A 17,676-nucleotide genomic window follows, 5' to 3' on the forward strand; every position below is an offset into this window, starting at 1 on the left:
GGGTCAGTGGGAGCCGGCCAGGTCCAGGTCCTTGACGTCGGGGTCGCCCTCGTCGGCGAAGTAGTCGCCGCGCCTGGTCGCGTCCTCGCCGTCGGCCACCTTGGCGGCGCGGAAGATCAGCGTGCCGATCACCGCCACCACCAGGTTGACGATCAGCGCCAGGAACCCGGCGTAGATCGTCATCGTGGTGTCGAAACCGAGATTCTGCAGGCCGAACGCCGAGCCGCCGAAGTGCTGCTTGCCGTTGGCCGGGTTGGGGATGAGGTAGAGCATCCACATGCCCGCCGCCAGGCCGGCCGCCCAGCCCGCGATCAGGCCGCCCTTGTGGAACCAGCGCGTGTACAGGCCCAGCGCCACCGCGGGCAGCGTCTGCAGGATGATCACGCCGCCGATGAGCTGCAGGTCGATCGAGAACTGCGGGTCCAGCAGCAGGATGCACAGCACCGCGCCCACCTTGACCACCAGCGACACCAGCTTGGAGACGTTGGCCTCCTGGGCGTCGGTGGCGTCCTTGTTGATGTACTCGCGGTAGATGTTGCGGGTGAACAGGTTCGCCGCCGCGATCGACATGATGGCCGCCGGGACGAGCGCGCCGATGCCGACGGCGGCGTAGGCGACGCCGGCGAACCAGTCGGGGAACATCTGGTCGAACAACACCGGCACGATCGTGTTCGTGTCGACCTTGCCGTCCGCCGTCACCGGCTTGGTCCCGGCCGCGATCGCCATGAAGCCGAGCAGGGCGATGAGGCCGAGCAGGAAGCTGTAGGCGGGCAGCGCCGACATGTTCCGCTTGATGACGTTGCGGTTCTTGGAGGCCAGCACGCCGGTAAGGCTGTGCGGGTAGAGGAACAGCGCCAGCGCCGAGCCGAAGGCCAGCGTGATGTACTGCAGCTGGTTGGCGGCGGTGAGCGTGATGCCGTCGTTGGGGTTCGGCGTGGCGGCGAACTTGGCCTTGGCCGCGTCGAAGATCGAGTCCCAGCCGCCCAGCTTGGCCGGGATGTAGATGACCGCCGCCAGGATCACGATGTAGATCAGCGAGTCCTTCACGAACGCGATCAGGGCGGGCGCGCGCAGGCCGGACTGGTAGGTGTAGGCCGCCAGGATCGCGAAGGCGATGACGATCGGCAGGTGCCCGGTGATGCCCATCGCCTTGAGCACCGCCTCGATCCCGACGAGCTGCAGCGCGATGTACGGCATCGTCGCCACGAGCCCGGTGATCGCGATGGCCAGCGCCAGCGTCGGCGACCCGAAGCGGGCCCGGACGAAGTCGGCCGGCGTGACGAACCCGTGCACGTGCGACACCGACCACATGCGCGCCAGCACGAGGAAGACCAGCGGATACACCACGACCGTGTACGGCAGCGCGTAGAAGCCCAGGGCTCCGGAGCTGAAGACGAGGGCGGGCACCGCGACGAAGGTGTAGGCGGTGTACAGGTCGCCGCCGACCAGGAACCAGGTGATCCAGGAGCCGAAGCTCCGCCCGCCCAGGCCCCACTCGTTCAGGCTGGCCAGGTCGTTCGGACGGCGCCAGCGGGCGGCCACGAAGCCCATGCCGCTGACGATCAGGAACAGGACGACGAAGACGACCAGCTCGGTCGTGTGAGCGCTCACTTCGTCATCCTGTAGACGAGCGTGGTGGTGGCGACGCCGACCACGATGAAGGCGATCTGGAGCCAGTAGAAGAGCGGGAAGCCCAGCAGGCGGGGCTCGTCCGCGTTGTACAGGAACGTCAGCAGCGGCAGCACGATCGGCAGGACCAGCAGCCAGTTCCACGGGCTGCGGTCGGTACGCGGCTGCCCGGGTTCCCCGGTAGTCATCGACCCTCCGATGAGTGGATCAGGAGCCGGATATCGCCGTCCCCTGACTTGTAGTCAATGGAGGGAGGTTAGCTTTACGGGGTTATTAACCCCAATGTCGTGCATATTACGGTTTGGCCTAAAATATCGGCCCTATCTCGATATATGAGATGTGTTCCCCGAGGGTGCACGAGCCGCAGCCTGCACCTTAACCACGGCGACGCGGCGGTGGTCAGCACGTCATCGCCGAATGGTCGTTCACTCGCGCCGAACGGCACTGCGCCGGAAAAGATGACAGGAGATGTCGGGTTTCCCTGGCACGATCGGCCGCATGATCGCTGTGGTGGCGGGAGCGACCCGGGGAACCGGACGAGGTATCGCGGTCGCGCTGGGCGAGGCCGGCGCGACCGTCTACTGCACCGGCAGGAGCACGCGCGAGGCGCGCTCGGAGCTGAACAGGCCGGAGACCATCGAGGAGACGGCCGAGCTGGTCACCGCGGCCGGCGGCACCGGCGTCCCGGTGCGTACGGACCATCTCGACCCGGACCAGGTGGCCGATCTGGCCGCCCGGGTCAGGAGCGAGCAGGGCCGGCTCGACGTGCTGGTCAACGACGTGTGGGGCGCCGACCCCCTGTGGGAGTGGGACACCCCTGTCTGGAAGCACGACCTCGCCAAGGGCCTCAGGCTGCTGCGGCTGGCCGTCGACACCCACCTCATCACCGGCCGCCACCTGTTCCCGCTGCTCATCGAGCACGAGGGCGGCCTGGTCGTCGAGGTCACCGACGGCACCAGGGAGTTCAACGAGACCCGCTACCGGGAGAACGTCTACTACGACCTGGCCAAGACCTCGGTCAACCGGCTGGCGTTCGCCTGGTCGCACGAGCTGCGCCCGTACGGCGGCACGGCCGTCGCGGTCACCCCGGGCTTCCTGCGCTCGGAGGCGATGCTCGACAACTTCGGCGTCAGCGAGGACAACTGGCGCGAGGCCGAAGCGGACCCGACCTGGATGGTGTCGGAGACGCCGCTCTACACCGGCCGCGGCGTGGCCGCCCTGGCCCGCGACCCCGACCGGCGGCGGTGGACCGGCAGGTCCGTCACCAGCGGCGACCTCGCCGCCGCGTACGGCGTCACCGACGCCGACGGCAGCCGCCCGCAGGTCTGGCGCTACATCACCGAAGTGCGGGAGAAGGGCGGCGAGGCCGGCTGGCAGGATTACCGCTGACCCCGGCACCGGCCCCGCCTCCTACGGCTGAGCGCCGGTCGGCCCGGAGTCCTGCGGCTGATCCCGGTAGAGGGCGGCCATGCGGGCGGCGGCCCGGGCGGCCATCGCCCGCAGCTCAGGCGGGCCGAGCACCTCCGCCTCCGGCCCGAACCGCAGCACCTGCGAGTACGCCACCTCCACCGACTCCACCGCCAGCCGCACCGTCCCGTCGGGCCGCAGCGAGGCCAGGGCGTCGGCGAGCGCGGCCGGGTCGGCGATGTGCCGCAGCATGCGCACCCCGCGCTCGCTCAGCCGCAGCGTGACGACGTCCCGCAGCAGCGAACGGGTGAACGCCGCCGACTGCTCCTTCCAATACGCGGCCAGGTCGAACCCCGGATCCCGCGCGAACGGCTCGTCCAGCACGGCGACCTCGCCGAACCGGTGCACCCGGAAGATCAGGAACCGCTCCTTGAGCCGGGCGGCCAGGTACCAGGCCCCCGCCTTCAGCACCAGCCCGTACGGCTCCAGCACCCGTTCGGCGTCCTTGTACACGGCCGCGACCCGCAGGTCGTTCCACACGGCCCTGGCCAGCGGCGCCAGCGCCGGCGGCGGCGGGTCGTCGCCGGCGAACCAGCCGGGCGCGTCCAGGTGGAAGCGCTGCGCCGCGACGGCGGGCGCGTCGCGCAGCCCGGGGGAGAGCGCGGCGGCGGCCTTCAGCCGGGCCGTGGCCGCCACGTCCTCCAGCCCCATCTCCCGCAGCGCCGCCGGCACCCCCGACAGGAACAGCGCCTCCGCCTCGGCCCGGTCCAGCCCGGTCAGGCGGGTGCGGTAGCCGTCCAGCAGCCGGTAGCCGCCCCCGCGGCCCCGGTCGGCGTAGACGGGCACGCCCGCCGCCGACAGCGCGACCATGTCGCGGTGCACCGTGCGCTCGGAGATTTCCAGCTCACCGGCCAGCTCCGCCGCCGTCATCCCGCCCCTGGCCTGCAACAGCAGGACCAGCGACATCAACCGCGAGGCGCGCACAGCGGGAGCACCACCGCGGACGGGCGGGCGGGGGAGTGGAACACCTCGACGTCGGCGGGGACCATCGGCCCGCCGCCCGGCAGCGGATCTCCCGTGCCGGAATTGCGGGCGATGGTCGGGTACGCCCCGGCCGCCACGTGCACCCGGACGCGGTGGTCGCGGCGGAACCGGTGCCCGATCGGCCACAGGTCCACCTCGACCCGCCGGACCCCGTCGGCGCCGTCGTCGGAGCCGTCCTCGGGGCCCAGCCGGCGCACCCCTTCGCACACGTTCAGCGACCGCCCGTCCGGGTGCACGTCGCACACGCGTACCACCACGTCCACGTACGGCGTGCTGGAGCGGACGAACAGCTCCGCGCGGACCGGCCCGATCGCCTCCACGTCCGCGTCGAGCGCGGGGGAGCTGTAGACGAGCACGTCACGGCGGCGCTCCAGCCGCCGCTGGTCGCGCGGCCGGGAGTCGGCCAGCAGCACCGGCCCGCCGATCACCGGCGTCGGATGGGACGGGTGGTAGCGGAAGCGGTCGGGCCCCGACTCGCGCGGCGCCTCCACACCGAGCCCGAACCCGTGCTGCAGGTGCCAGCGCTGCTCCCGCATGCCCGGCACCGGCCAGTCGGGATAGTCACGCCACTCCCCGGCGCCCGTCACATAGAGCCGCACCGGGTCGGGCCGCAGCCCGGAGAAGTCGCCGAGCAGATGCGCGCGGAACCAGGCCGACGCCTCGGCCATCGACGGCTTCCCGTGCCGCGAGTCGACGTGGTACCAGGGCCCGATCGTCAGGTACGGCCGCCGCCCCGCCGCCCGCAGCGCCGCGTAGTCCTTCAGCTGCCACGGCAGGAACACGTCGTACCAGCCGCCCAGCATGGTGATCGCCGCGCCGACCTCGCCCACCTTCGCGGAGAAGTCCCTCTTCTCCCAGTACGGCACGGCCGGGTCGGCGTGATGCGTCAGCAGGTCGCGGTAGAAGCGCAGCGGCCGCCCGGCCGACGCCACGTCCAGCTCCGCCACCGGCCGCCCCGACAGGACGGCGCGGCGGGTCAGCCGGGGCGCGGTGAACGCCGCCGCGGCGCCGAACCGGCGCGTCATGCCGTCCGTCAGCGTGGTCCAGCTCAGCGCCGACTCCAGCGCGAACGCGCCGCCCACGTACGCGGCGTCCCGGAACTGCGAGGCGGTGACCTGCAGCGCCATCGCCTTCAGGTCCGGCCCGGCGTACGGGGCGATCGCCCACTGCGCGTAGCCCAGGTAGGAGGGGCCGAACATGGCGAACGAGCCGCCGTACCAGGGCTGCTTGCGCAGCCACGCCACGGTCGCCAGGCCGTCGTCGTGCTCGTCGCCGAGGGGGTCGAGCAGGCCGCCGGAGCCGAAGCCGCCGCGGCAGCTCTGCAGCACGACGTGGAAGCCCTGCCGGGCGAAGCCGCGGCCGTAGTACCAGCCGAACATCCCGCGCCGCCCGTACGGCGAGCGCATCAGGATGACGGGCGCCGGCCCGCCGTGAGCGGGGGCGTAGTGGTCGGCCAGCAGCGTCACGCCGTCCGGCATCGGCACCCGAAGATCGCGCTCCAGCCGCACACGTCTCATGTACCAACCAGTAACAGATCCCGCCCGCCACCCGTAACCCCGGGTACCCCGGAACGAGCCGCGCGGCCCCGAAGGACAGGGCCGCGCGGCCGGGCCTCAGGGGGCCGTGCGGTCGGGACGTTCGGAGACGCGCACGGCGTTCACCAGCGTCGCGCCCTGCCTGCTCGCGAAACGCACGTTGAGCTGCCCGTCCGTCACCTCCACCGTGTACCGCCTGGTCACCGCGGTGTACGTGCCCGCCTCCAGGGCCAGGTCGAGCGCCGGGATCGCCAGCTGCCCCTCGACCAGCACGTCGAACACCCGCCTGCCCATCCGGGTGTTCTCGATCTCCGCGAAGTCCAGCTCCACCGTGTACACCCCGTCGGGGACGCCGTCGAAGCGGTACTCCAGCATGCCCTCCCGCGCCGTGCGGAACAGCCCCTGGTCCTGGGTGCCGGAGATGGTCCGCGACGTGCTCCGCGCCCGGCTGGAGGTGCTGACGTAGCCGTGACCGCCCTCGGTGTAGCGCCGGTCGGGCGTCCAGGTGTCACCGGCGGCGTCCTGGAAGCTCCGCGAGGCGCCCACGTCCACGGCGACCTGGTGCTCCGGCACCACGACCGCCACCGCCACCTCGATGGCCGGCTGCCGGCCGCTCGCCGACTCGACGACCAGCGTGCCCTCCCGGAACGTCCCCGGCGCCACGCCGTCGCTCGACACCTCGACCTCCAGGGTCACCGACTCGCCCCGGTCCAGCTCGCCGCTCGCCGGCGTGACGGCGAACCACGGCCCGCCCGTCACCGTGTACGGCGTCGCCGCGCCCAGGTTCGTCAGCTCCAGCGCCCGCGTACGGCTCTGCCCGGCCGGCATGACGACCGTCAGCTCCGCCGCCGACGCGCTCACCCGGCCGGTGACCAGCGCCGTGTCGATCCGCGTCACCGACGCCGGGGCCACCGTGACCGCCCGCGTGAAGGTGCCGTAGTGCTCCTTGGACACCACGACCTCGTAGTCGCCGGCCGGCACCTGCCCGTAGAAGGCGCCGTCCGCGGCGGTCGTGAACGTGGCCACGTCGCCGATCCGCACCGTCGCCCCGGCGATGGGGTCGCCGTCGTTGGCGTCGGTGACCGCGCCGGTGACCAGGCCGTGCCGGCTCGCGGTGAACGTCAGGCTCTGCCCGCCGGACAGCGCCGCCTCCTCGTAGGAGTACAGCAGCGCGTCGTCGCCGGCCGCGTTCTCGACGCCGACGGTGGCGCTGGAACCCCTGTCGCGCTCGCTCTCGACGTCCTTGTACCGGAAGCCGATCGAGCCGTCCTCGCCCAGCAGCGCCGCGAACGACACCCGCTGTCCCGTCTCGTTGTAGAAGGTGACGTTCCGCCACTCGACCACGAACGTCCGGTGCGGCGCCGTGCCGGTCACCGCCGTGTAGATCCCGGCCTGCGCGTCCACCACCAGGTCGTCCCAGTACGGGTACACCGCGTTGTTCGGGATGCCGGTGCTCGGCAGCCGGCCGTTGCCGCCGGTCGTCACCCGGCCCTCGGCGAACGTGACGAACCCGTTCGTGCCGATCCAGGCCCGCTCGTGCCCGGCGCCGTAGAACGGGACCCGGAACGGCAGCGTGATCTGCTGCGCCTCGTCGTCACCGGTCAGCGGCAGCCGCTCGGTGCCCGCGACGTACTCCAGCCGGCCGCTCGCGCACGTGTAGCCGAAGTCGTCGCCGCGCAGCGGCAGCTCGATGTCCCGCACGACGTCCCCGCCGACCGTGACCTCCGCCGTGGTGCCGCTGGAGCAACGTGAGAGCGGCGTGACCTCGAGCTCGTACGCGCCGTGCGGCAGCCGCAGGCTGTAGCGGCCGGCGTCGTCGGTCACCGAGCTCACCGGCGTGCCGGCCGCGGCGACCGTCGCGCCCGGCTCCGGCGTGCCCGCCGTCGTCACCGTGCCGGACACCGTGCCCGCCGCCTGCGCGGTCATGGGAACGTCGGCGCTCGCCGCCTGGTCGGCCGCGATCGTGACCTCGGCGGTGGCGCTCTCGTAGCCGAACTTCTCCGCGGTCAGCCGGTAGGCGCCCGGCAGCAGGCGCGGCAGGGCGTACGCGCCGTCCGGGCCCGTGACGACCCTGCGGGTCAGCGGGCCGGTCACCGTGACGCTCACCCCGGAGACGGGCTCGCCGCCCGCGCTCACCGTGCCGGACAGCCGCCCGAGCCCCTCGTCCGGAGCGGCCCGCACGGCGGCGTACGTGTCCAGCCGGCCCTCGCCCCAGATGTTGTTGTCCTGCGCGGTGCCGCCGCAGCCGGTGTCCGCGACGTCGATCGCCGTGCCGTCCAGCAGCGGACGGGTGGCCGCCACCTCGCCCTCCAGGGCCGGCGAGCCCGACCAGATCAGCGCCACCGTGGCGGCCACGTGCGGCGAGGCCATCGACGTGCCCGTGTAGCTGGCGTAGGTGTTCCCGGGGGTCGAGGAGCGTACGTTGACGCCCGGGGCGGCGATGTTCGGCTTGGTCTCGCCGTTCTCGCCCTCGCCCTTGCTGGAACGGGCGTACAGCGCGTTGTTCACGTCGAAACCGCCGGCGCTGTAGGAGATCTCGTACTGGCCGGGGGAGCCGCTGGTGTCGCAGGCCGGGCCCTCGTTGCCGTTGGAGAAGGCCGGGAAGATGCCCGCCGCGACCCACGCCTCGACGGTCGGCTTGTACCACGGGTCGAACCCGGCGCCGCCCCAGGAGTTGTTGACGATGTGCGGCGCGAGATCCGGGCGGGGGTTCTCGCCGTTCGCGTCGGTGGGCGCCAGGACCCACTGCCCTGCCGCCAGCAGCGAGGCGTCCGTGCAGGTGTTGATCTCGCAGCCCTTGGCGGCGATCCATTTCGCGCCCGGCGCCACGCCGATGCCGTTCGCGCCGGTCATCGTGCCCATGGTGTGCGTGCCGTGACCGTTGTTGTCGCACGGCACCCCGGGGGCGCAGATGCCCGCCGGGTCGAACCAGTTGTAGTCGTGCGTGTACGACCCGTCCGGGTTCCTGCCCCGGTACGACGCCGCCAGGTCGGGATGGTCGAACTGGACGCCGGTGTCGATGTTGGCGACCACGATGCCCTCGCCGCGGTTGCCCAGCTCGTCCCAGACGCGCGGGGCGTTGACGCGGTCGATGTTCCACTCCACCGCGTTCACCCGGGACTCGGCCGGGCCGGTGCCGGGCTTGGGCAGCGACAGCGTGCGCACCGGCTCGATGCCCTCGACCTCCGGCAGTGCGGCGATCTCGGCCGCGAGCTTCTCGCCGGCCGTCACCCGCACCGCGTTGACGATCCAGAACGGTGTGTAGTCGGCCTCGCGGGAGTCGAGCAGCTCGCGCAGGCCCGCCTGGGAGGTGCGCGCGTGCTGGGTCTTGGCCTCGAAGACCTGCTCGGCCTTGGCGTCCTTGGTGACGGCCCGGCGGGCGCCGCTCAGGTCGGCGTCCCCTTTCATCCGGACCCAGAAGGTGGCTTTGTCGTCCTGTTCGAGCTGCGCCTGGACGGCGGCGTCGATCTTGACCGGATCGGGCGCCGCCAGTGCCACCGACTGGGGTAACAGCAGGGCGGCGGTGACGATCCCGGTCAGGATCGCGCGCCGGCGGAGGGTGTGGGGCACGGGCTCTCCTTCACGGCAGAGGGAGGCAGGTGATCTTTACGCCTCTGCCGAGAAGAGTGAAGAGATCGTGTCAATAAATCAATAGAAATTGTGAAATGTTACTTTACTAAAGGAAATGGAATTCGGTCAGCTGAAATGTCGCCACATGGGCCAGATTGTCGCCCACGGCTGGCGCAGCCCCCGGCACAGGTGCACCGGCATGCCCTGCTCCTCGTTCTCCAAACCGACGCCGTTGTCCACCCGCGCCCGCTCCTCGCACGAGCCGAACAACGCCCGGCCGCGCGGCCCGACGTTCACCAGGATCGCGGTGCCGCCGTCGGCCGGGGGCGGGCCGTGGTGCCAGAGCTCGTTGTGGCCGGAGTAGACGCGCGGCACCCCGGCCAGGCGCAGCGCGCCGTGCTCGCCGTAGCTGCCCGTCACGACCACCGCCCGCGCCCGCTCGGCGGGCGGCAGGGAGTCGCGCACCCCGGTGACCGCCGCCGTGAACGCGGGCCACCCGACCGACTCGCGCGCCACCTCGTTGATCGCCGGCACCGGCGTCCCGGCCAGCTCGGCCACCGGCACCAGCGGCAGCGCGAGCACCCCCGACCCCGCCGCGCCGACCGCCAGGGACACGCCCGCGAGCCGGGTGCGGGCCGCCTCGACGACGCCGACGCAGCCCGCCGCGAACAGCAGCAGGATCAGCCCGCCCGTGTAGTCGAACCGGCCTCCCGCCACCAGCGTCACCACCGCCGCCACCGGGTACGCCACGGCCGGCGCCCGCACCCGCCGGTCCCGCCACAAGCGCACGAACCCGAAGACCGCGATCACCGACACGACCGGCCCGAACAACACCAGCTGCATCGGCACGAAGAGCACCCGCATCTCGGCGCCCTCGTCCGCGCTCAGCGCCGCCGCCATCGTCAGCTGCGGCCAGCCGTTGACCACCTGGTAGACCACGTTCGGGGCCGCGACCACCGCGGCGAGCAGCGCCCCGCCCCACGACCACGGGCTCGCCAGGCTCCGCCGCGGCCCCGCGAGCAGCAGCCCCGCCGCCAGACCCAGCACCAGCAGAGCGATCAGATGCTTGTTGTACGTGGCCAGCCCCACGACCGCCCCCGCCGCGAGCCACCAGCGCGGCCGCTCCCGTGACAACGCCCTCAGCACGAACAGGATCGCCGCCGCCCACAACGGCAGGTCGAAGCTGACCGTCAGCAGCGTGTGCCCCGCGATCAGCGTGTACGCCCCCGTCGCCGTGCCGGCCGCCGCCATGACCTGCGCCGCCCGGCCCCCGCCCAGCTCCCGCGCGATCAGCGCAACGAGCACCACCAGCAGCGCGGCGGCCAGCGCCGGGAACACCCTGATCCCCGTGACCGTGTCGCCGAACAACGCGATCCCGGCCCTGGCCAGCATCGGCGTCATCGGCGGCTGGTCGACGTACCCCCAGGCCGGATGCTCCGACAACACCCGGAAGTACAGCTCGTCACGGTGGTATCCGTAGCCGGGGCTCAGCGCGAGCAGGATCACGGACAGCAGCGCCGCGATCGCGGCGACGGGGCGCCAGGCCCAGGGCGGTCCCATGGACGCCGAGGCTAGATTCTCTCCCGATCCGTTGTCACTGCCCGGTACCCGGTCTGTTTCAGGATCGTCATGAAGTACGCCCTGATCCGCTCGGCGTCGTCCTCGGCGGTCTGCACGACGTTGAACACCGCGCCGCGCAGGATCTCCTGCACCGCGTGGAGATCGGCGTCCTGCGGGAGGCGCCCGGCGTCGCGGGCCTGGCGCAGGATGCCGTCCACCGCCGCCGTTCCCTGCCCTCCCCTGAGCGGCCGGTACGTCGCCATCAGCTCGGGATAGTCGTCGATGCTGCCCGTCAGGCGGCGCAGCAGCCGGCGGTGCCGCGGCACGGACAGGTACGCCGCCCAGTCGGCGATCATGTCCTCGACGTCGCGCCAGCCGGTGAAGCCGGGGTTGTACGCGTGGGCGTTCCACTCCAGGGCCCGCACCAGCAGCGCCGTCTTGTCGGCGAACCTGCGGTAGACCGTCGCCCTGGTCACCCCGGCCCGCCGGGCGACCTGCTCGATGCTGACCTGCTGCGCGCCCAGCTCGATGAGCAGATCGAGCGCGGCGGCCAGGATCGCGGCGTCGGCCTCCTGGCTGCGCGGGCGGCCCGCCGGGCGTGGTGCTCGCGTCGCCCCGGTCATGCCGCCCGCTCCCTGCTCGTCGTCCTGCCGCCGCCGCGAGTCTATTCGCCTACTCCCAGGTGACGGGAAGGGCGCGAAGGCCGTAGATGGGGGTGTCCGTGCGCAGCGGCACCTGCTCCGGCTCGACGGCCGGCCGCAGCGACGGGAACCTGGCCAGCAGCGCCGGGAACGCCGCCCGCATCTCGACCCGGGCGAGCTGCTGACCCAGGCACTGGTGCACGCCGTGGCCGAAGCCCACGTGCCCGCCGGGCGGCCGCAGCGGGTCGAACCGGTCGGGGTCGGGGAAGCGCGCGGGGTCGCGGTTGGCCGACGTGATCGAGAGGGTCACCGTCTGCCCGGCGCGCACGAGCTCGCCGCCCAGCTCGACGTCCTCCAGCGCCGTACGGACGAGGAAGGGGGTGATCGCGAGGTAGCGCAGCAGCTCCTCCACCAGCCGGTCGGTGTGCTCGGGGTGCGCGCGGGCCGCGGCGAGCTCGTCCGGGCGGCGCAGCAGCAGGAACGTGCCCAGGGCGATCATGTTGGCGGTGGTGTCCAGCCCGGCGCCCAGCAGCATGAAGCCGATGTTGGCCAGCTCCTCGTCGGTGAGGTCGCTCCTGGTCAGCCCGCTGAGCACGTCGTCGCCCGGCCTGGCCCGCTTGGCCGCCACCAGCTCCCGCATGTGGGCCACCATCGCCGTCATCGCCGCGACCATCTCCTCCCGCGGGCGGTCGCCCCGGGAGAGCGTGGCGGCGTGGGCCGAGAATCGGCCCCGCTCCTCCTCCGGCACGCCGAGCAGCTCGCAGATCGCCACCGCCGGGATCGGCACCGCGAATGACTCCACTAGGTCGGCGGGCGGGCCCTGCCGCTCCATCGCGTCCAGGTGCTCGCCGGTGATCTCCTCGATGCGGGCGGAGAGCAGCCGCATCCTGCGCACGGTGAACTCGCCGGTGAGCAGGTGGCGGTAGCGGGTGTGCTCGGGCGGGTCGGTCGAGATGAACATCCCGGGCGGCGCGGGCTGCCTGGGCCCCGCGGACGCGAACGGCATGTGCTGGAGCTCGGCGCGGGCGCTGAAGCGCCGGTCCGCCATCACCTCGCGCACGAGCGCGTAGCCGGTCACCAGCCAGCCCTGATGGCCGTCGGCATAGGTGAGGCGGGTGATCTCGCGCAGTCCGGCCAGCCCGGCGGGCGGGTCGAACGGCGTGGGCCGGTCACTGGGCAGGCTGATCGCCGCGGTCTCGGTCACCTCGGGGGTTCCCTTCCGAAGAGTCATATTTCAATACAGTACAGACCTGTATTGAAATCTGTCCATGGGGATGGCAGGTCGCGTTGCGCGATCATGGTGGGGCGGTTACTCTGGACCGCATGCGAAATCACGCTCAGCTCCAGTGGTGGCGCCGCTCCTAGGCGGCGCGGGTTTCGCATTCTCGACGGACTGGCCGCCCCGGATGGCGGCCTTTCTCGTGTCCGCCCCGGGGCTCGATCATTTGACGTGGTAAGGGGCAGGAAATGGCGACGAGCGGATATACCACCGCCGGGGGCATCGGCGTCGAACGCGAGTCACGCGAGGTCGACGAAGCCGCCCTGGAAGAGATCGTCACGGCCCTGGGCGAGCGGCGCGGCGGCGCCTTCTCCTCGGGCATGGACTACCCGGGCCGCTACAGCCGATGGGCGTTCGGCTACGTCGACCCGTGCCTGGAGCTGGTCGCCAAGGGCCGCACCATCACGGCGACGGCGCTCAACGAGCGCGGCCGCGTCGTGCTGCCCGCCGTCGCCTCCTGCCTCCTGGCCGCGGGCAAGCCGCTCACCGAGCCCACGGCCGACCGCGTCGAGGTGCACGTGCCCGAGTCGGAGGACCTGCTGCCGGAGGAGATGCGCAGCCGCCGGCCGACCGTGTTCACCGCCATCCGCGAGGTCATCGCCGCGTTCAAGGGCGACGACCCCCACCTCGGCCTCTACGGCGCCTTCGGCTACGACCTGGCCTTCCAGTTCGAGCCCATCAGGCAGGAGCTCGTCCGCCCCGACGACCAGCGCGACCTCGTGCTCCACCTGCCCGACCGGCTGGTGGTGATCGACCGGCAGCGCGAGACCAGCCTCGAGTTCCGCTACGAGTTCACCGTCGACGGCGTCAGCACGCGCGGCCTGGAGCGCACCGGCGACACCCTGCCCCCGGCGGCTCCCCACGAGCTCCCGAAAAATCCGGAAAAAGGCGAATACGCCAAGGTCGTCGCCGCGGCCAAGGAGAAGTTCAAGCGCGGCGACCTGTTCGAGGTCGTGCCCGGCCAGGTCTTCCACGCCGCCTGCACCGACCCGTCCGCCTTCTACCGCGGCCTGCGCAGGAGCAACCCCGCCCCGTACGAGTTCATCATCAGCCTCGGCGAGGGCGAGCACCTGGTCGGCGCCTCACCCGAGATGTACGTCCGGGTCACCGGCGACCGCGTCGAGACCTGCCCCATCTCCGGCACCATCGCCCGCGGCAGCAACCCGGTCGAGGACGCCGAGGCCATCCGCACCCTCCTGTCCAGCGTGAAGGAGGAGTCGGAGCTGACCATGTGCACCGACGTCGACCGCAACGACAAGTCGCGCATCTGCGTCCCCGGCACGGTCAAGGTCATCGGCCGCCGTCAGATCGAGCTCTACTCCCGGCTCATCCACACCGTCGACCACATCGAGGGCCGGCTGCGCCCCGAGTTCGACGCGCTCGACGCCTTCCTCACCCACATGTGGGCCGTCACCGTCACCGGCGCCCCCAAGACGTGGGCCATGCAGTTCATCGAGGACCACGAGGCCACCACCCGCCGCTGGTACGGCGGCGCCATCGGCTTCATCGGCTTCGACGGCTCCATGAACACCGGCCTGACCCTGCGCACCGCGCAGATCAAGAACGGCGTGGCGACCGTCAGGGCCGGGGCGACGCTGCTGTTCGACTCCGACCCCGAGGCCGAGGAGCGCGAGACCGAGCTCAAGGCCAGCGCCCTGCTCGGCGCCCTCGCGGCGGTCGGCCGCCCCGACGACGCCGTGCCGGTGGCCGAGCCCCGCGAGCAGCCCGGCGCCGGCCTGAAGGTGCTCCTCGTCGACCACGAGGACTCCTTCGTCAACACCCTGGCCGACTACTTCCGCCAGGAGGGCGCCGACGTCGTGACGCTGCGCCACGGCTTCCCCGTCCACATGCTCGACGAGGTCGCCCCCGACCTCGTGGTGCTCTCGCCCGGCCCCGGCTGGCCGACCGACTTCGGCATCTCCGCCCTGCTCGACCAGGTCTACGCCCGCGACCTGCCGGTCTTCGGCGTCTGCCTCGGCCTGCAGGCCATGGTCGAGCACGCCGGCGGCACGCTCGAACTGCTCGACTACCCCGAGCACGGCAAGCGCGGCCAGGTCGCCCGGCTCGGCGACAGCGCGCTGCTCGACGGGCTGCCGCCGGAGTTCACCGCGGCCCGCTACCACTCGCTGCACGCCAAGCGGCCCGGCGTGGTCGGCTTCACCCCGACCGCCCTCACGCCCGACGGCAACGTCATGGCCATCGAGGACGTCGAGCGCCGCCGCTACGCCGTGCAGTTCCACCCCGAGTCGATCCTGACCCAGGAGGGCGGCGCCGGCGCGAAGATCATCGCGAACGTGCTGCGTCTGTCCCGCAGGTAGGTAAAACGCGGGCGGGGGCGTGCGGAGCTCCCCTAGAGTCTCCGCATGCTCCCCGTAGACCTGCCCGGCACGGTGCGTGACGCGCTGCTCGCCCCGCTCGTCGACCACCACTGTCACGGGGTGCGGCGCGACGACCTCAACCGGGCGCAGTTCGAGCTGCTCGTCGGCGACGGCGCCGCCTCCGCGCCGCCCGGCACCACCCGCTTCGACACCCCGTTCGGCGTGGCCGTACGCCGCTGGTGCGCGCCCGTGCTCGACCTCGAACCGCACGCGCCGCCCGCCGTCTACCTCGCCCGCCGGGCCGAGCTCGGCGCCGCCGAGGTCAACCGGCGCCTGCTCGGCGAGGCCGGGGTGGTGGCGTTCCTCATCGACACCGCCGCCGACGACGTCGAGACCTTGACCGCCGCCGAGATGGGCCGCCACGGAGGGGCCGCCGCCGACGAGCTCGTCCGCATCGAACGCATCGAGCGCGACGTGGCAGAGACCGCCCAGATCGCCGTCGACTACCTCGACGGCCTCGGCGAGGAGCTCACCGCGCGCGCCGCGCGGGCGGTCGGGCTCAAGACCGTCATCGGCGCCCTGTACGGCCTCGACTTCGACCCCGCGAGGCCCACCAGGGGAGCGGTCATCGCGGCCGCCAACCGGCGCCTGGCCGACCCCAAGGAGCCGCTCACCGACCCCGTCCTGCTGCGCCACCTGCTCTGGTGCGCGATCGACGTGGCCAGGGAACGCGGGCTGCCGGTGCAGTTCGACGCGGGCTTCGGCGGGCGGGCGCCGGCCGAGCCGCACCGCGCCGACCCCGCCCGGCTGGGCGCGTTCGCCCGGCAGCTGCAGCCGCTCGGCGTGCCGATCATCCTGCTGCACTGCTACCCGTACCACCGCCAGGCCGCCTACCTCGCCGGCGCGCTGCCCCACGTGTACGTCGACGTCGGCCTCGCCCTGCCCCACACCGCCGCCGCCTCGGCCCGGGTGATGGACGAGCTGCTGGAGCTGGCGCCGTTCCACAAGCAGCTGTTCAGCTCGGGCTGCCGGGGCCTGGCCGAGACCGCCTACCTCGCCGCCCTGTCCTACCGCCGCGCCCTGGCCACCGCCCTCGGCTCCCGGCTCGCCCAGGGCGAATGGAGCGCCGCGGACGCCGCCCGCGTCGCCCACATGATCGGCTCCGCCAACGCCCGTCGCGTCTACCGCCTGTGACCTCGCCGTCGGCGGCCTCGGCCGCGGACCCGGGGCCGAGTCGCGCCCGGCCGCGGGACCTGGTTTGCTGGAGCCCGTCACATCATCAAGCGAGTGGGGGCTCTGCATGCGCGCCGTCGAACCGGAGGTCGAGATCAAGTTTCGCAGTGACGTGGACGTGGAGTTGGTCAAGGCCGCCGCGTCCGACGTCGACGTGTTGTGGGCGGCACGCGTCTCCACCAAGGGCGAGAGCTCGCTGTCGGAGGTCGAGGCCGACCCCGAGCGGTCCAAGGGCCTCATCAACTACCTGATGCGCGACCGGCACGGCACGCCGTTCGAGCACTCCACGATGACGTTCTACGTCAGTGCGCCGATCTTCGTCTTCCGTGAGTTCATGCGGCACCGGACGTTCTCCTACAACGAGGAGTCCGGCCGGTATCGGCAGCTCGTCCCCGTCTTCTACGTCCCGGGGCCGGAGCGCAAGCTCGTCCAGGAGGGCAAGCCGGGCAAGTACCACTTCACCGACGGCACCCCCGAGCAGCACAAGCTGGTCAGCGAGGCCACCCGGGAGAGCTACCGGCAGTCCTATCGGGCCTACCTCGAGATGCTGGAGGCCGGCGTGGCCCGCGAGGTCGCCCGCACCGTCCTGCCGGTCGGGCTCTACTCCTCGATGTACGCCACCTGCAACGCCCGCGCGCTGATGAACTTCCTGTCGTTGCGCGTCCGGCGCGAGGACTCGGCGTTCCCCTCGTTCCCGCAGCGGGAGATCGAGATGGTCGCCGAGAAGATGGAGGAGTTGTGGGCGGGCCTCATGCCGCTGACCCACGCCGCCTTCGAGGCCAACGGCCGCGTCTGCCCCTGACCCGGCCCACGCGTCGAACGTCCGCTGCCGTCGGGCCTCGGCGCGCCGACGGAGAGGACCATGACCGAGGACGCCGAACCCGGCGTCCTCACCCCCGCATCGCGGCCTGACCATCCACGCCAGCGAGCCCTGGGCACGCCCGGTCCCGCACGGGCAGACCGACCTCCAACCCCGGCCAAAGGACTGTCAGGCGCGCGCGGGAGGGTGTCGCCAGACACACCGAGAGGCGTGTGGCCAGGCGTGCGCGGGGACGACTCCGACACGTCCACGGTGTGCGGCGATCAGGACGCCGTCTCCTAGGCGAGCACGGGGAGGACGTAGACCTCGGCACCAGGGGGAAGAGCGCAGTCGAGGCCGCCGACGCCGCGGGCGTTCTCCCCGCACACGATCATGCTGATGTGACGGCGGATGAGTCCGTACTCGTCCCGCAGCCGCTCCTCCAGCTGAGGGTGCGTACGGCGCAGCGTGTCGAGGGCCGAGCGGAGGGTGGGCGGTGAGCCGCGGTCGGCGCTCACGGCGAAGACCTTGACCTCGGTGCGCCCGCTCACCCACCGCCGCAGCACGCTCGGCAGCACGAAGACCACCATCGTGACCGGTCTCGCCATCGAACACCTCCATGAACCCCCGGCCTCCACAGACCAGAAGGAAATCCCACACC

General features: G+C 72.2%; 13 protein-coding genes. 4 read left to right on the plus strand and 9 right to left on the minus strand.

The features are described 5' to 3' along the window. Positions 1 to 3: 3 nt before the first annotated feature. Entirely contained in the window at positions 4 to 1,611 is a 1,608-nt protein-coding gene (mctP, locus tag C1J01_RS33840; RefSeq protein WP_328589700.1) for a monocarboxylate uptake permease MctP, read from the minus strand. Beyond that, positions 1,608 to 1,817, minus strand: coding sequence for a DUF3311 domain-containing protein (locus C1J01_RS33845; RefSeq protein ID WP_111183040.1), 210 nt, complete (start codon positions 1,815 to 1,817; stop codon positions 1,608 to 1,610). The genes mctP and C1J01_RS33845 overlap by 4 nt, the downstream gene beginning before the upstream one ends. Before the next feature lie 310 nt (positions 1,818 to 2,127). Between C1J01_RS33845 and C1J01_RS33850 the strand changes: the two genes are divergently transcribed. Continuing rightward, a complete protein-coding gene (locus tag C1J01_RS33850; RefSeq protein WP_111183041.1) occupies positions 2,128 to 3,018 on the plus strand; it encodes an SDR family oxidoreductase in 891 nt (296 codons plus the stop codon). 21 nt (positions 3,019 to 3,039) lie between these two features. Here C1J01_RS33850 and C1J01_RS33855 read toward each other — a convergent pair whose 3' ends face one another. The 6 genes from C1J01_RS33855 to C1J01_RS33880 form a co-directional block, all read right to left on the minus strand. After that, positions 3,040 to 4,020, minus strand: a complete 981-nt coding sequence (locus C1J01_RS33855; protein ID WP_111183042.1) for a helix-turn-helix transcriptional regulator — start codon at positions 4,018 to 4,020, stop codon at positions 3,040 to 3,042. Next, positions 4,002 to 5,597, minus strand: a complete 1,596-nt coding sequence (locus C1J01_RS33860) for a CocE/NonD family hydrolase (protein WP_181449108.1) — start codon at positions 5,595 to 5,597, stop codon at positions 4,002 to 4,004. The genes C1J01_RS33855 and C1J01_RS33860 overlap by 19 nt, the downstream gene beginning before the upstream one ends. 96 nt (positions 5,598 to 5,693) lie before the next feature. Beyond that, positions 5,694 to 9,185, minus strand: a complete 3,492-nt coding sequence (locus C1J01_RS33865; protein ID WP_111183043.1) for a S8 family serine peptidase — start codon at positions 9,183 to 9,185, stop codon at positions 5,694 to 5,696. Positions 9,186 to 9,311: 126 nt separating this feature from the next. After that, positions 9,312 to 10,745 carry a glycosyltransferase family 39 protein gene (locus tag C1J01_RS33870; protein ID WP_111183044.1) on the minus strand — a complete coding sequence of 478 codons (1,434 nt, stop codon included), beginning with the start codon at positions 10,743 to 10,745 and terminating at the stop codon, positions 9,312 to 9,314. A gap of 11 nt (positions 10,746 to 10,756) precedes the next feature. Then, positions 10,757 to 11,368, minus strand: a complete 612-nt coding sequence (locus C1J01_RS33875; RefSeq protein ID WP_111183045.1) for a TetR/AcrR family transcriptional regulator — start codon at positions 11,366 to 11,368, stop codon at positions 10,757 to 10,759. A gap of 49 nt (positions 11,369 to 11,417) precedes the next feature. Continuing rightward, positions 11,418 to 12,617 carry a cytochrome P450 gene (locus C1J01_RS33880; protein WP_111183046.1) on the minus strand — a complete coding sequence of 400 codons (1,200 nt, stop codon included), beginning with the start codon at positions 12,615 to 12,617 and terminating at the stop codon, positions 11,418 to 11,420. 236 nt (positions 12,618 to 12,853) lie between these two features. Between C1J01_RS33880 and C1J01_RS33885 the strand changes: the two genes are divergently transcribed. The 3 genes from C1J01_RS33885 to thyX all read left to right on the plus strand — a co-directional run bounded on the left by C1J01_RS33885 (position 12,854) and on the right by thyX (position 17,018). Continuing rightward, complete coding sequence (locus C1J01_RS33885; RefSeq protein WP_111183047.1) at positions 12,854 to 14,983, plus strand: anthranilate synthase component I; 2,130 nt, start codon at positions 12,854 to 12,856, stop codon at positions 14,981 to 14,983. A gap of 45 nt (positions 14,984 to 15,028) precedes the next feature. Continuing rightward, positions 15,029 to 16,177: an amidohydrolase family protein gene (locus C1J01_RS33890; RefSeq protein ID WP_111183048.1), complete on the plus strand. Its 1,149-nt coding sequence runs from the start codon at positions 15,029 to 15,031 to the stop codon at positions 16,175 to 16,177. A gap of 106 nt (positions 16,178 to 16,283) precedes the next feature. Next, a complete protein-coding gene (gene thyX / locus C1J01_RS33895) occupies positions 16,284 to 17,018 on the plus strand; it encodes an FAD-dependent thymidylate synthase (RefSeq protein WP_111183049.1) in 735 nt (244 codons plus the stop codon). Positions 17,019 to 17,314: 296 nt separating this feature from the next. On the opposite strand, the gene C1J01_RS33900 is transcribed toward thyX, so the two are convergent. Continuing rightward, the gene (locus C1J01_RS33900) at positions 17,315 to 17,623 is read right to left on the minus strand and encodes a ubiquitin family protein (RefSeq protein ID WP_220040230.1); all 309 of its coding nucleotides are present in this window, start codon (positions 17,621 to 17,623) and stop codon (positions 17,315 to 17,317) included. Positions 17,624 to 17,676 lie beyond the last annotated feature (53 nt).

This window comes from Nonomuraea aridisoli (assembly GCF_003236395.1).
Classification (GTDB): Bacteria; Actinomycetota; Actinomycetes; order Streptosporangiales; family Streptosporangiaceae; genus Nonomuraea; species Nonomuraea aridisoli.

Coding starts and splice junctions, on each gene's coding strand:
- C1J01_RS33845 (WP_111183040.1), bottom strand. CDS start 1,817: ATGACTACCGGGGAACCCGGGCAGCCGCGTACCGACCGCAGCCCGTGG.
- C1J01_RS33850 (WP_111183041.1), top strand. CDS start 2,128: ATGATCGCTGTGGTGGCGGGAGCGACCCGGGGAACCGGACGAGGTATC.
- C1J01_RS33860 (WP_181449108.1), bottom strand. CDS start 5,597: ATGAGACGTGTGCGGCTGGAGCGCGATCTTCGGGTGCCGATGCCGGAC.
- C1J01_RS33870 (WP_111183044.1), bottom strand. CDS start 10,745: ATGGGACCGCCCTGGGCCTGGCGCCCCGTCGCCGCGATCGCGGCGCTG.
- C1J01_RS33875 (WP_111183045.1), bottom strand. CDS start 11,368: ATGACCGGGGCGACGCGAGCACCACGCCCGGCGGGCCGCCCGCGCAGC.
- C1J01_RS33880 (WP_111183046.1), bottom strand. CDS start 12,617: ATGACTCTTCGGAAGGGAACCCCCGAGGTGACCGAGACCGCGGCGATC.
- C1J01_RS33885 (WP_111183047.1), top strand. CDS start 12,854: ATGGCGACGAGCGGATATACCACCGCCGGGGGCATCGGCGTCGAACGC.
- C1J01_RS33890 (WP_111183048.1), top strand. CDS start 15,029: ATGCTCCCCGTAGACCTGCCCGGCACGGTGCGTGACGCGCTGCTCGCC.
- thyX (WP_111183049.1), top strand. CDS start 16,284: ATGCGCGCCGTCGAACCGGAGGTCGAGATCAAGTTTCGCAGTGACGTG.
- C1J01_RS33900 (WP_220040230.1), bottom strand. CDS start 17,623: ATGGCGAGACCGGTCACGATGGTGGTCTTCGTGCTGCCGAGCGTGCTG.